This is a genomic window from Pseudonocardia halophobica (assembly GCF_050948485.1).
In the GTDB taxonomy this organism is placed as follows: Bacteria; Actinomycetota; Actinomycetes; order Mycobacteriales; family Pseudonocardiaceae; genus Pseudonocardia; species Pseudonocardia halophobica.
Map to the genome: position 1 here is coordinate 4,594,454 of NZ_CP192046.1, position 14,296 is coordinate 4,608,749.

Consider the following 14,296-nt stretch of genomic DNA (forward strand, 5'->3'; position numbering starts at 1 on the left):
GCCCGACACGGGCCGGAGGGCCCGATCACGGCAGCTCGGTCCGGCCCTTCGCGTCGAGCAGGCTGTGCAGGACGGCGTCCCGGCGGGCGGCCAGCTGGGCCGGGTCGATCCCGGCGAGCTCGGCGTCGACCCCGGCGACGAGCGTCGCGACCAGCTCCGGGGTCAGCGTCACCTGCCCCAGGTCCCGCCACCACTTCTCGGTCGGCGGGCCGAGGTGCTCGAGGACGTGCGCGATCCCGCCCGGGCCGCCGGACAGGTGCTGGTTCGCGAACGGCCCGAGCACCGCCCACCGCAGCCCCGGCCCCTGGGAGATCGCGGTGTCGATGTCCGCGACGGAGGCGACACCCCGTTCGACCAGCGAGTACGCCTCCTGCCACAGCGCGGCCTGCAGCCGGTTCGCCACGTGGCCGGGCAGCTCCTGGCGCAGCCGGATCGGCTTCTTGCCGACGGCGGTGTAGAAGGCGAGCGCCCGCGTCACCGCCTCCTCGGCGGTCCGCTCCCCCGGCACCACCTCGACCAGCGGGATCACGTGCGGCGGGTTGAAGGGGTGCCCGATCACCACCCGCTCCGGGTGCGCCGGACAGCCGCGGGCGATGGCCGACGGCAGCAGCCCCGACGAGCTCGACGCCAGCACGACGTCGGGTCGCGCGGCCCCGTCGAGCACCGCGAACAGCTCGTGCTTGACGTCCTCGCGCTCCGGGCCGTTCTCCTGCACGAAGTCCGCGTCGGCGACGGCCTCGGCCGGGTCGGCGGTGAACGCCAGCCGCTCCGGCGTCGCCCCGTCGACCGGGGTGAGGGTCGGCCAGAGCGCGGCCACCTCCTTCCGCAACCGCTCCTCGGCGCCGGGCGACGGGTCGGTCGCGACGACGTCGAGCCCGCGGGCCAGGAAGTGCGCCGCCCAGCTGATCCCGATCACCCCGGTGCCGACGACGGCGACCCGGTCCACCCCGGCCGCGCTCACGCCCGGCTCCGGGCGAACGCGACGAACGGGTCCAACGCGGTCGGGTCGGCGAGCACGTCCCGGCTCGCCACGTCGTCGAGCGCCGCGCCGAGCAGGATCTTCTTGGCCGGTAGCTCCAGCTTCTTGCCCGTCCGGTTCTTCGGCACCACGGGCACCTCCTCGATCCGGTCCGGGATGTGCCGCGGCGACAGCTCGGTCCGCAGCGCGGTGGAGATCCGCCGGCGCAGCCCGTCGTCGAGCACGACTCCCTCCCGCAGCTGGACGTAGAGCTGCAGCTCCCCGTTGCCCCCGGCCGGGTCCTCGAGGTGCAGGACCAGGCTGTCGACGACCTCGGGCAGCTCCTCGACCACCCGGTAGAACTCCGCGGTGCCCAGCCGGACGCCGCCGCGGTTCAGCGTCGCGTCGGAGCGCCCGGCGATCACCGCGCCGCCCCACGGCGAGAAGCGCACCCAGTCCCCGTGCCGCCACACGCCCGGGTACCGGTCGAAGTAGGTGCCGCGGTAGCGGCTGCCGTCGGCGTCGCCCCAGAAACCGACCGGCATCGACGGCATCGGGGTCGTGATCACCAGCTCGCCCAGCTCGCCGACGACCGGCTCGCCCTTCTCGTCGAAGGCCTGCGCGTCGACGCCGAGGCAGGGCCCGGAGATCTCGCCGACCCGGACCGGCTGCAGGGGGCTGCCCTGCACGATCCCGGAGCAGACGTCCGTGCCGCCGCTGCCGACGTTGAGCAGCACGTCCGGCCCGAACTCGTCCGCCACCCAGCGGTAGCCCTCGGGCGGCAGCGGGCTGCCGGCCGCCCCGATCTGCCGCACCCGCGACAGGTCGAACTCGCGCGCGGGCCGCACGCCCTCGGCGCGGCAGGCCATCAGATAGCCGGGGCTCGCGCCCATCAGCGTGGCCCCGGTCTCGGCCGCGAGCCGCCACTGCCAGCGGATGTCCGGGAACAGCGGGTTGCCGTCGATCATCACGATCGACGCGCGCACCAGCAGCGAGGAGACCAGCGCGTTCCACATCATCCACGCGGTGGTGGAGAACCAGAGGATCCGGTCGCCCGCGCGGAGGTCCCAGCTCAGCCCGTGGTTCTTCAGGTGCTCCAGCAGGATCCCGCCGTGCGAGTGCACGATCGCCTTGGGCTTGCCGGTGGTCCCCGAGGAGAACAGCACGGAGAGCGGGTGCGCGAAGGGCACCGGGTCGAACGCGAGGTCGCCGGGCTCGGCCAGCAGGTCCGCCCAGGCGAGGGTGTCCGGCAGGTCGTCGGGGCCGTACGGGACGTGCACGACGTGCTCGACGGTCGGCAGCCCGGCCCGGATCTCCGCCACCTGCGCGCGGCGGTCGATCGCCTTGTCCCCGTAGCCGTACCCCGAGACGGTGAGCAGCACGGTGGGCTCGATCTGCCCGAACCGGTCGATCACGCTGCGGGTGCCGAACTCGGGGGCGCAGCTCGCCCACACCGCGCCGAGGCTCGCGGTGGCCAGGAACGCCACCAGGGTCTCCGGGATGTTGGGCAGGTAGGCGACCACCCGGTCACCGCGGCCGACACCGAGCCGTTCCAGCCCGGCGCGGGCCCGGGCGACCCGCGCGCGCAGCGCGCCCCACGTCAACTCCTGGCGGTCCCGGGTCTGCGAGTAGGCCAGGACGGCGACCTCGGCGTCGTCGGCGCCCGTGTCGAGCAGGCCGACGGCGTGCTCGGTGTAGTTCAGGGTCGCACCAGGGAACCACTCCGCCCCGGGCATCTCCCGCCGGCCGAGCACCCGCTCCGGCGGCGCGGTGAACCGGACGCCGAAGAACCCGGCGACGGCGGACCAGAAGCCCTCCGGGTCGTCGACCGACCAGCGGTGCAGCGCCGGGTAGCCCTCGAACGCCAGCCCGCGCTCCCGCTCCAGCCAGCCGAGGAACCGGCCGATCTCGGTGGTCCCCCGGACGTCGTCGGCGACCGGGCGCAGCAGCTCGGGCGTGGTCGACCCGATCGCGGTCACCGGCGGACCCGCCCGCCCCGGCCCGCGAGGAACGCCCGCATCCGCTCCTGCGCCTGCTCGCTGCTGCCCGCCAGCGCGGCGACCATCGACTCCATCAGGTACCCCTCGGCCGGGTTGGCCTCGGCGATGCGCGGCAGCGCCTGCAGCACCGCGAAGTTGGTGACCGGTGAGTTCGCGGCGATCTTCCGGGCCAGCTCGACCGCCTTGGCCAGGCCCTCCCCCGGCCCCACGAGGTAGTGCGACAGCCCGAGCGCCTGCCCCTCCTCGGCCGCGAGGACCCGGCCGGTCAGCATCATGTCGGCCATCCGGTGCGCCCCGATGAGCCGCGGCACCCGAACGGACCCGCCGCCGCCGACGAACAGGCCGTGCTGTCCCTCCGGCAGGGCGTAGAACGCGCTCGGCTCGGCGATCCGCAGGTGCGTGGCCGACGCCAGCTCGAGCCCGCCGCCGATGACCGCGCCCTTGAGGACGGCGACGACCGGGAGCCGGCCGCGCTCCATCCGCTCGAACGCGCGGTGCCACATCATCGAGTGCTCGAGACCCTCGAACGCGTCCCGCTCGGTCAGCTCGGACAGGTCGAGGCCCGCGCAGAAGTGGTCGCCCTCGGCGTCGAGCACCACTGCCTTCACGCCGGCCGGCGGCGCGCTGAAGAAGGTCTCGATCCCCAGCACGGTCGGGTCGTCGAGCGCGTTGCGCTTGGCGGGCCGGGTCAGCCGGAGCACGGCGACGTCCCCGTGCCGCTCGACCTGCAACGACTTCGGCAGCAGGGCCTCGACCCCCTCGGCGGCCGGCTGCTCCGGCCGCGGTGCGGCGCTGGTCATGACGCTCCCTCCGGCCGCGACCCCGCCGCGACCCGTTCGATCGGATGCTCGTCGGCCGCGCGCCGGCGCAGGTCCACCCGGCGGAGCTTGCCGGTGGCGTTGCGCGGCAGCTCCGCCACGAACTCGACGTACCTCGGAACCTTGTACCGGGCCAGCCCGGACTCGAGATGGGCGCGCAGCGCCGCCTCGGTCAGGGCCGCCCCCTCGCGGACCTGCACGTAGGCGACGCCGACCTCACCCCAGCGCGGGTCGGCGACCCCGACGACGGCGCACTCGGCGACCGCGTCGAGCTGCACCGCGACGGCCTCCACCTCAGCGGGGTACACGTTCTCCCCGCCGGAGATGTACATGTCCTTGACGCGGTCGACGACGTGCGCCCACCCGTCCGCCTCGACCCGCAGCACGTCGCCGGTCCGGAACCACTGCCCGTCGACCAGACTGTCGCCGGTCTCCGCGGGCAGGTTCCAGTACCCCGCGAACACGTGCGGCCCGCGCACCACCAGCTCCGCCGGCTCGCCGCCGGGCAGCTCGGGTCGCCCGTCGCGCAGCTGGGCGACGTCGGTGAAGAAGTGCGGCACGCCGACCGCCGTCGGGTGCGCGGCGGTGCCGTCGTGGGTGCTCATGTAGACCCCCGGCGCCGCCTCGGTCATGCCGTAGCCCTGGATCAACCGCACCCCACGGTCCAGCCAGGCCCGCGCCACGCGCTCCTGCACCGGCGACCCGCCGTACTGCACCAGGGTGAGCGAGCCCAGGTCGGCGGCCGCCCAGCCCGGGTGCTCGCACATCATCTGCAGCATCGTCGGCACCGCAGAGAAACCGGTGATCCGCCCCGCCGAGATCCGCTCCAGGACCAGCCCGGGATCGGCCTTGGGCAGCACCTCGACGCTGCCGCCCTTGAACAACGTGGGCAGCGTGACCTGGCCGAGCCCGACGCAGTGGAACAGCGGGGCGATGCACAGCGCGCGGTCGGTGCTCAGCACGTCGACGTGCGCGAGGAAGTTGACGGTGTTCCAGGTCAGGTTGCCGTGGGTCAGCACGGCACCCTTCGGCCGACCCGTCGTGCCGGACGTGTAGAGGATCAACGCCGGGTCGTCGAGGGAGACGGCGGGCTCGGCCGCGAGCACCGGGCCCGCGGCGATCTCGGCCTCGTAGTCGAGGCGGTCGGTTCCGCCGTGCACCGCGACCACGTGCCGCAGCGCGGCCGGGCGTGCGCCGAGCGCGGTAGCGACCAGCGCGTCCGTGTCCGCGCTGTGCACGAGGACGGACGCCCCGGAGTCCTCCAGCATGAACCGGATCTCGGGCCCGGACAGGCGGTGGTTGAGCGGGACCGCGATCGCACCGAGCAGCCACGTCGCGAAGAAGGTCTCGAACACCTCGACGGCGTTCACCCCGGCGTAGGCGACCCGGTCACCCGGGCCCACGCCGAGCCGGCGCAGCGTCCCGGCGTACCGGGCCACGCGGTCCGCGAGCCCGGCGTAGGTGAGCGAGCGGTGCGGGTCGCTCAGCGCCACGCGGTCCGGGGTGATCCGGGCCCGCCGCGCGGGCCAGGTCCCCAGGCCCGCGTTGGGGCCGGCGACGAGAGTCGGGTTCATGCGTCCACCACCGTTGGTGCGGCCGGGTCGATCGGGACCATGGAGCCCACTTGTGCTCAAGCTCCTTGACACCGAATTGATAGCAAGGAGCTTGATAACTAGTCAAGCGGTCGGGGCGATGTCACCTCCCGGCGACACGGTCAGCGACTCCAGGCACCGCTCCAGCGCGCTGCCGAAGGCCAGGGCCTCCTCGGGGGTGAGCGTGGAGAGCATCCGCTCCTCGACGTCGTCGACCGCCCGGTGGCACTCCTTCAGCACCTGCACGCCGTGCCCGGTCAGCCACGCCCGCAGGATCCGCCGGTTCGCCTCGTCCGGGCGCCGCTCGATGAGCCGGTCGCGCTCCATGGTCGCGATCAGCTGGTGCATCGCCTGCGGTGTGACGACGTGCCGGCGCGCCAGCTGGGCGGACGAGAGCCCCTGGCGTGCCTCGAGGATGCTCAGCGCCGTGTACTGGTGCAACGTGACCCCGAGCGGCCGCAGCACCTCCTCCATCCGCGCCCGCTCGGCCATCTCGAGCCGTTTCACCAGGTAGGTCAGGCGCTGGCCGCGCCGGCCGGCCGGACGGGCCGCTGACTGGGTCATGCGGCGAGAGTATTCCGGAACCTGAGACCGGTCAGCCATTGACCTCGGGTATCAAGCTCCTTACCATCGGCGCCCGTCGACGTGCCCGGTTCCCGGGCCGGTCATCCAGCAGACAGGGCACCGCAATGACGCACCCGCAGCCGCACCCGCGCAGCCAGCTGCGCCGGGCCGTGCTGTCGAGCTACCTCGGCAGCGTGATCGAGTACTACGACTTCCTGCTCTACGCCACGGCCTCGGCCGTCGTGTTCAACAAGGTCTTCTTCGCGAACCTCGACCCGCTGGTCGGGACGGTCGCCAGCTTCGGCACGCTGGCCACCGGGTACTTCGCCCGGCCGCTCGGCGGGATCCTGTTCGGACACTTCGGCGACCGCCTGGGCCGCAAGCGGATGCTCGTGCTGAGCATGACGCTGATGGGCGTGGGCAGCACCCTCATCGGCCTGCTGCCCACCTCGGCGCAGATCGGCGGCTGGGCACCGGTCCTGCTCGTGCTGCTGCGCGTGGGCCAGGGCGTCGCGGTCGGCGGCGAGTGGGGCGGCGCGGTGCTGATGTCCGCCGAGCACGCCACCTCGCGGCGCGGGCTGTGGGCGAGCTTCACCAACGCCGGCGCGCCCAGCGGCATGGTGCTGTCCACCCTGGTCCTGGCGCTGTCGGCCGGCGCGACCGGCGAGCAGGCCTTCCTCGCCTGGGGCTGGCGGATCCCGTTCCTGCTCAGCGTCGTGCTGCTCGCCGTCGGCCTGTTCGTCCGGGCGCGCGTGGCCGAGACGCCGGTGTTCGCCGAGGCCGCCCGCACGAAGCCCGCCGCGCCGCCGCTGCTCGACGTGCTGCGCAACCACCCGCGCAACCTGCTCCTGTCGATCGGTGTCGGCTTCGGCGCCTTCGTCGCGCAGGGCACGCTGACGACCTTCGTCATCTCCTACGCCGTGCAGGCCGGCTTCCCCCGGCAGACCGTGCTCAACGCGCTCACCGTCTCCTCGGTCGCCGCGATCGCCGGCATCATCGGGTTCTCCGCGCTGTCGGACCGCTTCGGCCGCCGCCCGCTGGTCCTCGCCGGCGCGGTCGCCATGGCGGTCTGGGCGTTCCTGCTGTTCCCGCTGATCGACAGCGGCTCGACGTTCCTGCTCGCGGTCGCCGTCGTCGTCGGGCAGGGCGTGGTGCACGCGTGCATGTACGGCCCGCTCGCCGCGCTGTACACCGAGCTGTTCTCCACCCGGGCCCGCTACACCGGCGCCTCGCTCGGCTACCAGATCGCGGGGATCGGCGCGGGCGTCGCACCCGTCGTGTTCGCCTCGGTCCTCGCCGGGGGCGGCGGCACCACCACCGTCTCGATCATCATCGCGGCCGGGTGCGTGGTCACGATCGCCTGCATCCTCGCGCTCCGCGAGACCGCCACCATCGACCTGGGCGAGTCGACGGACGCCACCCCGGCCCGGGCCTGACGCTCGTCATCGGGCGGTGTCCGGCGGCCACGGCCGCGGGACACCGCCCGGTGCGGCTCGGCGCGGCCGCACGACCGTGAGCAGCCGGACGACCGGGGCGATCAGGCCGGCTGGTCCGCCGCCCGCTCCTCGCGCCACTGCTCGACCAGCGACCGCTTGAACCGGTTGTTGGACGGGACCTCGATCCCCTTGTCCTCGGCCCACTGGCGCAGCTGCTCGCGCTCCTCGGCGGTGAGCCCGGTGCTCGTGCTGACCTGGCCGCTCCCGCCGCGCTTCGCGGCCGACCGCAGGTCCGGGATCGACGCGTCCACCCGGCCGGCGTCGATGTAGGGCTGCAGCAGCCCCAGCAGCTTGCGGTACTCCGGAGCCGCCAGGTCGATCTGCACCCGCATCTGGTCGATGTTCAGCTCGTGCGACTCGACGTCCTGTTCGGAGCCCGTGAGGTCGCAGTACCGGATCTCCCTGATGCCCATCGATCAGCCCGCCTCGGCCGTGGTCCGCGCGGCGCGCTTCCGCCCGGCCGCGCCGCCGGCCTCCTTGGCGGCCTCCTTCGCGGCCTCCTTGGCCGCCTTGCGCAGGGCGGACAGGGTCTGGCCCGCCAGCGCCTTCGAGGCCACCGAGTCGCCGATCTGGCGCGGCGTCATGCGGCCGCGACCGGTCTCCGCGAGGTAGGTCTGCCCGTCCGGACCGGTCCGGTACTCGAGGTTGGACGCGACCCGGTGGAACCGGGTCCGACCCCGCTGCCGCACGCCCTCCCACCTCTCCACCTTGACGGCGAGCAGGCAGCACGTGCACGTCAGACGGCGGACGAACAATCCCTCGTCGTCCACCTCGGTGAAGTGGATCCCCGCCTGCCGGATCGTGGGGAACAGGTGGCGGCCGCGTTCCCGGCACGCCAGGACCTCGTCGGAGACGCGGTCGACGTAGAGGTCGACGTCCTCGTCCGAGGCCCGGACGATCCCCGTCTCCTCCAGCTGCTCACCCTGGATCGACTTCGGCAGATCGGCGTCGCCGTCGGCCACCTGACACCCCTCTCGTCGTGTTCGTGTGCAGTGTCGCGGTCCATCGCGGTCCGCGGAACCAGCAGATCACATCATCACCGCCGATCGGGCGCCCGTTCGGGCCCATCGGTCGCGACGATCGGTGGTCGGTCGGCCCGGTGTGGGCAGCGGTGCGCCGCCGGTATGGGCAGCGCCCACCGATGTGCGCACGGGCCCGCCGGGCCACGCTCTCCCCGTCACCCGAGGCGAGAGGACCCGACATGACCACCACCGCACCCACCCCGCCCACTCCGACCGTGCCGCCGGCCCCGAAGGAGCTGGCCGTGCGCTGGCTCGACCTGATCTCCGCGGGCGACGTCGAGGAACTCTGCCGCACCGCGTCGCCCACGTGGTCGATGGCCGGCGGCCCACCCGGCCTGCCGCCGGGACCCGACGGGATCCGCGCGCTGGTCGCGTCGTTCGGGCGGATCCGGCAGCGCTGGGTCGTCGAGGACGTGATCGCCGAGGGCGACCGGGTGGTCGTCCGCGCGACCAACCTCTGCGAGCAGGACACCTTCCTGGGTGTGCCCGCGGCGGGGATCGAGCAGGTCTTCTCCGCGATCTTCGTGTTCCGCATCGCCGAGGGGCGCGTCGAGCAGATCTGGCGGACCGCGCAGGACCTCCAGCGGCTGCTGCAGCTCGGTGCGACCATCGTCGCGCCGTCCACCCGGCCGAGCATGCCCTGATCGCGTCACAGCGGGCGGACAGGTTCCTCCGGGTCGTCACCTACGTCGGCTTCGTACCGTGGCGCATCCCGACCGACCAGGAGGACCCGTGACCCGCCCGTCCGCCCGCGAGACGCCCCGGTACGAGGGCAGGCCGCTGCCCCGGCCCGACGAGGAGGTCCAGGACCAGGGCCTCGGTTTCGACCTGGGCACCCTGATGGGCCGGCGGCGGATGCTGCGCGCCGTCGGCCTCGGCGCGGTGGCGCTCGGTGCGGCGGCCTGCGGCGCCGGCCCCACGACGACCGGTGGCGGCGCCACCACGAGCGGTGGCGGCGCCACCACGAGCGCCGGCGCCACCGGCTCCACCGAGATCCCCGACGAGACCGCCGGCCCCTACCCCGGCGACGGCTCCAACGGACCGAACGTGCTGAGCGAGAGCGGCATCGTGCGCAGCGACATCCGTTCCAGCTTCGGCGCGGGCAGTGGCGTCGCCGGGGGCGTCCCGATGACCCTCGAGCTGTCCCTCACCGACCTCGCCGGCGGAGGCGTGCCGTTCGCGGGCGTCGCGGTGTACGTGTGGCACTGCGACCGCAGCGGCGGATACTCCCTCTACTCCGAGGGGCTGGAGGACGAGAACTACCTGCGCGGCGTCCAGATCGCCGACGCCGCGGGCACGGTGCGGTTCACGAGCATCGTCCCGGCCTGCTACTCCGGGCGCTGGCCGCACGTCCACTTCGAGGTCTACCCCGACCAGGCCGGCATCACCGCCGCCGGCAACGCGATCGCCACCTCGCAGGTCGCGCTGCCCCGGACGATGTGCGAGCAGGTCTACGCGCAGCCCGGCTACGAGCGGTCCGTCACCACCTTCTCGCGGGTCGGCCTGGACAGTGACACCGTCTTCGGCGACGACGGCGGCGCCACCCAGCTCGCGACCGTCACCGGCGACGTGACGGCCGGCTACACCGTCTCCCTCGCCGTGAACGTGGACACGACCACCACGCCGAACGCCGGGGGACCCCGCGGCGGGGCCCCGCCCGCCGATGGCCGCCCGGGCGGGCCGCCGCCCGGCAACTGATCCCGGCCGGCTCCGGAGCCCGGCCCATCGGTCCGGTTGCAACGTTCTGCTTGTTCGCTGCAACATCCTGCCCATATGCTGCACGAGTGGGCGTCGCCGATCACAGCCGGACCGCGGTGCGGTCGGACGCCCGGGAGGCGGTCCGGCTCGCTCGCCGGGCCTTCATGGCAGGTGAACGCATCGACCTGTAGCGGATCGCAGGCCGGCTCGGCGTCGACCGCACGACGCTGTTCCGCTGGGTCGGCAACCGCGACCAGCTGCTCGTCGCGGTGCTGACCTCGCTCGCCGACCCCACCCTGCGCGACGCGGCGGCCGCCGCGCCCGGTTCCGGGCCCGAGCGGATCGGGCGGATCCTGCGCGACTTCTCCCAGGCCCTGATCGACGCGCCGTACTACCGCTCGTTCCTGCAGCGCGACACAGAGCGCGCGCTGCGGTTGATCACGACGAAGGCCAGCCCGCTGCAGCAGCACGTCGTCGGCGAGGTCGAGCGCCTGCTCGCCGAGGAATGCGGCCGCGGGCACCTGCGCACCTCGATGCCGCTCGGCGACCTCGCCTACCTGGTGGTGCGGATCGCCGAGTCGTTCATCTACGCCGACCTGCTCACCGGGGACCCGCCCGACGCCGCCAAGGTCGAGCTCGCGGTCACCGCCCTGCTGCACGGGGCGGCCCGCGTTCCCATCCCCTGACCCCCCGCACGACCCGCACTCGACGAGGAGAGCACCGATCATGGCCGAGCTCCAGGGCACCTGCGAGGACCGTTTCGACCCGCTGCGCGGACAGCTGCAGGCCCACCTCGACAGCGGCGAGGAGCTGGGCGCGTCGCTGGTCGTGGACCTCGACGGCGACCGCGTCGTCGACCTCTGGGGCGGGTACCGCGACCAGGCCCGCACCACGGCGTGGGACGAGCACACGATCGTCAACGTGTGGTCGACCACCAAGACCGTGACCGCGCTGGCCGCGCTGATGCTGGTCGACCGCGGGCAGCTCGACGTCCACGTCCCGGTGGCGCGGTACTGGCCGGACTTCGCGGCGGCCGGCAAGGAGGACGTGCAGGTCCGGCACCTGCTCTCGCACACTTCCGGCGTCTCCGGGCTGGACCGGCCGGCCACGGTCGAGGACATGGACGACGCCGAGCGGGCCGCCGCGCGGATGGCGGCCCAGGCGCCGTGGTGGGAACCGGGCACGGCATCGGGCTACCACGCGCTCAACTACGGGCACCTGCTCGGCGAGCTGATCCGGCGCGTCGACGGCCGGACCCTCACCGAGTTCGTCGCGCAGGAGATCGCCGGCCCGCTCGACGCCGACTTCACCATCGGCGCGCCGGAGAAGGCGTGGGGCCGGATCGCCGACGTCGTCCCCCCGCCGCCCGTGACCGTCGACCTCTCGGGCGCGGACCCGGCCGGCCCGGCGGTGCGGACGCTCACCGGCCCGCTCGTGGACGCCGAGGACGCGAACACCGAGGCCTGGCGCCGCGCCGAGATCGGCGGCGCGAACGGCCACGGCAACGCTCGCTCGGTCGCCCGGATGCTGTCCGCGATCGCCCGCGGCGGCGAGGTCGACGGTGTCCGCCTGCTCTCCCCGGCGACCATCGACCTGATCTTCGACGAGCAGGCCCACGGGGTCGACCTCGTCCTCGGCGTGCCGCTGCGGTGGGGCATCGGTTACGGTCTGCCGCAACGGGAGACGCTGCCGTACATCCCCGACGAGCGGATCTGTTTCTGGGGCGGCTGGGGCGGCTCGATGATCATCATGGATCTCGGACGGCGGCTGACGATCTCCTACATGATGAACCGCATGGCGCCGGGCATCATCGGCTCCGACCGCAGCGCCGGGTACGTGCGGGAGATCTACCGTGTGCTGGGGGCGGCGTGATCCTCCGCAGCCCGTACCCGGACGTCGAGATCCCCGAGGTCCCGCTGCCCGAGTTCCTCTTCGGCGCCGGTTTCGGCGACCGAGGCGACGCCCCCGCCTTCATCGACGGCGCGACGGGCTCGTCGGTCACCTTCGACGAGCTCACGGGCATGGTCACCCGGATCGCCGCCGCCCTGCACGAGCGCGGGCTCCGCAGGGGCGACGTCGTGGCGTTGTTCGCCCCGAACTCGCCCGCCTGGGTCGCGGTGTTCCAGGGTGTGTTGCGCGCCAACGGCGTCGTGACCAGCGCGAACTCCCTCTACTCCCCCGCCGAGCTCGCCCACCAGCTCATCGACTCCGGCGCGACGATGCTGGTCACGGTCTCCCCGTTCCTGGACCGGGCCACGGCGGCGGCCGCGCGGGCCGGCCTGCCCGACGACGCCGTCGTCACCCTCGACCCGGTCGACGGCCGCACCTCGCTGGTCGACCTCCTGGGGAGTAGTGCCGCCCCGCCGGAGCTCGAGGTCGGGCCCGGGGACACCGCGGTGCTCCCCTACTCGTCCGGCACGACGGGCCTGGCGAAGGGCGTGGTGCTCACCCACCGCAACCTCGTGGCGAACCTGCTGCAGTTCACGCCGCTGGGGACCACGGACGAGACGACCCGGATCCTCGCCGTCCTGCCGTTCTTCCACATCTACGGGATGACGGTGATGATGAACCACGGCCTGCACCGGCGGGCCACGGTCGTCACCATGCCGCGTTTCGACATGGCGGAGTTCCTGCGGGTGGTCGCGGAGTACCGGCTGAACCGGCTGTACATCGCCCCGCCCGTCGCCGTCGCCCTGGCCAAGCACCCGCTGGTCGACGAGCACGACCTGTCCTGCGTCGACGTCATCTTCTCCGGCGCCGCCCCGCTCGACGCCGAGCTCGGGCACGCGGTCGCCCGCCGGCTCGGCTGCGTGGTGCTGCAAGGCTACGGCATGACCGAGCTCTCCCCCGTCAGCCACTCGATGGACGAGCGGCACCCCGACGACGACCTGAACGGCGTGGGGTACGCGATCCCGAACGTCGAGAGCAAGCTCGTCGACCCGGAGACCGGTCGGGAGGTCGGACCCGGTGAGCGCGGGGAGCTGTGGGTGCGCGGGCCGAACGTCATGTCCGGCTACCTGAACAACCCCTCGGCCACCGCCGCCACGCTCGACGCGGACGGCTTCCTGCACACCGGCGACGTCGCCACGGTCGACGAGCACGGCTTCTTCCGCATCGTCGACCGGGTCAAGGAGCTGATCAAGTACAAGGGCTACCAGGTCCCGCCGGCGGAGCTCGAGGCCGTGCTCCTCACCCATCCGGGCATCGCCGACGCCGCCGTGATCGGGGTGTCCGACGCGGAGGGCGAGGAGGTGCCGAAGGCGTTCGTCGTGGTCCAGGAGGGGGTCACGCTGACGGCCGACGACGTGATGACCTTCGTCGCGGAGCGGCTCGCCCCGTACAAGAAGGTCCGCGTGGTCGAGTTCCTCGACGCGATCCCGAAGTCCGCCTCGGGGAAGATCCTCCGCAAGGACCTGCGGGCCCGCGAGAAGGCGGCGGCGGTCGGGGGCTGAGTCCCGCGGGTCACCCGGGTCCCCTGCTGCACCTCGTCGAGCCAGGCGTCCACTCCGCCGCTCGTGGACCGCGCGCGTGAGCTACGCCGTAGTGGGGCCGCCGTCCTGGCCCGGCTGGGGATCACGGTCGAGTCGTCGTCGGACGGCCGCGATCGACCGCGAGGTCGCCGCACAGCTGGGGTACGTGAACGCGAGCTGTTCCTCCAGCTACTTCGCCCCGGCGCTGCTCGCCGCGCTCCTCGCGTGGCCGCCGCCATCCGGGGCGATCTACGGCCCGTTCGTGCCGTTCGACGACGCCGCCGTCGCCCCCTTCTACGCCCTGCTCGACGACGTGGACGGGTAGACGCCCGACGTGCGGGGGCGGGCCGGGTGCCGGAGGCTCGGCCCATGCCTCCGGAGCGCACCGCCGACGGGCGCTGGATCGTGGTCGACGGCCGGCGCTGGCGCGCGACCGATCCGGAGCTGCCCGAGGAGGTCCGGGCCGAGCTGCAACATCACCTCGGGAAGGCGCGGGCGGCGGTCCGCACCGCCCGGGCCGCCGACGACCCCCAGGCGGTCCTGGCCGCCCGTCGTCGCGTCGACCTGGCGAAACACGGCCTCGGCGAGCGCGGCGAGCCGTGGTGGGAGCAGGACGCCGCCACCCGCGAACGGCGGTGGACCGAGGCGCTGGAGGCCCTGACCGACCGGCTACCGTGA

At 73.6% G+C, this 14,296-nt stretch carries 15 protein-coding genes; 8 read left to right on the forward strand and 7 right to left on the reverse strand.

All coding sequences use genetic code 11. The features are described from left to right. Positions 1–25: 25 nt before the first annotated feature. The 5 genes from ACQP04_RS21825 to ACQP04_RS21845 form a co-directional block, all read right to left on the reverse strand. Complete coding sequence (locus ACQP04_RS21825) at positions 26–961, reverse strand: 3-hydroxyacyl-CoA dehydrogenase NAD-binding domain-containing protein (RefSeq protein WP_433502413.1); 936 nt, start codon at positions 959–961, stop codon at positions 26–28. Further along, the gene (locus ACQP04_RS21830) at positions 958–2,937 is read right to left on the reverse strand and encodes an acetoacetate--CoA ligase (protein ID WP_433502414.1); all 1,980 of its coding nucleotides are present in this window, start codon (positions 2,935–2,937) and stop codon (positions 958–960) included. The genes ACQP04_RS21825 and ACQP04_RS21830 overlap by 4 nt, the downstream gene beginning before the upstream one ends. Further along, on the reverse strand, positions 2,934–3,758 hold the full coding sequence (locus ACQP04_RS21835; RefSeq protein WP_433502415.1) for a crotonase/enoyl-CoA hydratase family protein: 825 nt from the start codon (positions 3,756–3,758) through the stop codon (positions 2,934–2,936). Before ACQP04_RS21835 ends, ACQP04_RS21830 begins: the two co-directional genes overlap by 4 nt. Beyond that, positions 3,755–5,350, reverse strand: coding sequence for an acyl-CoA synthetase (locus tag ACQP04_RS21840; RefSeq protein WP_433502416.1), 1,596 nt, complete (start codon positions 5,348–5,350; stop codon positions 3,755–3,757). Before ACQP04_RS21840 ends, ACQP04_RS21835 begins: the two co-directional genes overlap by 4 nt. A gap of 102 nt (positions 5,351–5,452) precedes the next feature. Next, positions 5,453–5,932: a MarR family winged helix-turn-helix transcriptional regulator gene (locus ACQP04_RS21845; RefSeq protein ID WP_433502417.1), complete on the reverse strand. Its 480-nt coding sequence runs from the start codon at positions 5,930–5,932 to the stop codon at positions 5,453–5,455. Between the two features lie 125 nt (positions 5,933–6,057). Between ACQP04_RS21845 and ACQP04_RS21850 the strand changes: the two genes are divergently transcribed. Continuing rightward, positions 6,058–7,368: an MFS transporter gene (locus ACQP04_RS21850; RefSeq protein WP_433502418.1), complete on the forward strand. Its 1,311-nt coding sequence runs from the start codon at positions 6,058–6,060 to the stop codon at positions 7,366–7,368. A gap of 101 nt (positions 7,369–7,469) precedes the next feature. Here ACQP04_RS21850 and ACQP04_RS21855 read toward each other — a convergent pair whose 3' ends face one another. Continuing rightward, positions 7,470–7,841, reverse strand: coding sequence for a hypothetical protein (locus tag ACQP04_RS21855; RefSeq protein ID WP_433502419.1), 372 nt, complete (start codon positions 7,839–7,841; stop codon positions 7,470–7,472). Between the two features lie 3 nt (positions 7,842–7,844). Beyond that, a complete protein-coding gene (locus ACQP04_RS21860) occupies positions 7,845–8,390 on the reverse strand; it encodes a hypothetical protein (protein ID WP_433502420.1) in 546 nt (181 codons plus the stop codon). 239 nt (positions 8,391–8,629) lie between these two features. Here ACQP04_RS21860 and ACQP04_RS21865 point away from each other — a divergent pair, with 239 nt between their 5' ends. From ACQP04_RS21865 to ACQP04_RS21895, 7 genes are all read left to right on the forward strand, one after another. Beyond that, positions 8,630–9,094 (forward strand): nuclear transport factor 2 family protein, encoded by a 465-nt coding sequence (locus tag ACQP04_RS21865; RefSeq protein WP_433502421.1) that lies wholly within the window; start codon positions 8,630–8,632, stop codon positions 9,092–9,094. A gap of 88 nt (positions 9,095–9,182) precedes the next feature. After that, the gene (locus ACQP04_RS21870; protein WP_433502422.1) at positions 9,183–10,148 is read left to right on the forward strand and encodes a 3,4-dioxygenase subunit beta; all 966 of its coding nucleotides are present in this window, start codon (positions 9,183–9,185) and stop codon (positions 10,146–10,148) included. 269 nt (positions 10,149–10,417) lie between these two features. Next, complete coding sequence (locus ACQP04_RS21875; protein ID WP_433502423.1) at positions 10,418–10,834, forward strand: QsdR family transcriptional regulator; 417 nt, start codon at positions 10,418–10,420, stop codon at positions 10,832–10,834. A gap of 40 nt (positions 10,835–10,874) precedes the next feature. Further along, on the forward strand, positions 10,875–12,020 hold the full coding sequence (locus ACQP04_RS21880) for a serine hydrolase domain-containing protein (protein ID WP_433502424.1): 1,146 nt from the start codon (positions 10,875–10,877) through the stop codon (positions 12,018–12,020). Next, on the forward strand, positions 12,017–13,600 hold the full coding sequence (locus ACQP04_RS21885; RefSeq protein WP_433502425.1) for an AMP-binding protein: 1,584 nt from the start codon (positions 12,017–12,019) through the stop codon (positions 13,598–13,600). The genes ACQP04_RS21880 and ACQP04_RS21885 overlap by 4 nt, the downstream gene beginning before the upstream one ends. Before the next feature lie 76 nt (positions 13,601–13,676). Further along, complete coding sequence (locus ACQP04_RS21890) at positions 13,677–13,943, forward strand: hypothetical protein (protein WP_433502426.1); 267 nt, start codon at positions 13,677–13,679, stop codon at positions 13,941–13,943. A gap of 44 nt (positions 13,944–13,987) precedes the next feature. Beyond that, a complete protein-coding gene (locus ACQP04_RS21895) occupies positions 13,988–14,296 on the forward strand; it encodes a hypothetical protein (RefSeq protein WP_433502427.1) in 309 nt (102 codons plus the stop codon).

Coding starts and splice junctions, on each gene's coding strand:
- ACQP04_RS21835 (WP_433502415.1), bottom strand. CDS start 3,758: ATGACCAGCGCCGCACCGCGGCCGGAGCAGCCGGCCGCCGAGGGGGTC.
- ACQP04_RS21840 (WP_433502416.1), bottom strand. CDS start 5,350: ATGAACCCGACTCTCGTCGCCGGCCCCAACGCGGGCCTGGGGACCTGG.
- ACQP04_RS21845 (WP_433502417.1), bottom strand. CDS start 5,932: ATGACCCAGTCAGCGGCCCGTCCGGCCGGCCGGCGCGGCCAGCGCCTG.
- ACQP04_RS21850 (WP_433502418.1), top strand. CDS start 6,058: ATGACGCACCCGCAGCCGCACCCGCGCAGCCAGCTGCGCCGGGCCGTG.
- ACQP04_RS21855 (WP_433502419.1), bottom strand. CDS start 7,841: ATGGGCATCAGGGAGATCCGGTACTGCGACCTCACGGGCTCCGAACAG.
- ACQP04_RS21865 (WP_433502421.1), top strand. CDS start 8,630: ATGACCACCACCGCACCCACCCCGCCCACTCCGACCGTGCCGCCGGCC.
- ACQP04_RS21880 (WP_433502424.1), top strand. CDS start 10,875: ATGGCCGAGCTCCAGGGCACCTGCGAGGACCGTTTCGACCCGCTGCGC.
- ACQP04_RS21895 (WP_433502427.1), top strand. CDS start 13,988: ATGCCTCCGGAGCGCACCGCCGACGGGCGCTGGATCGTGGTCGACGGC.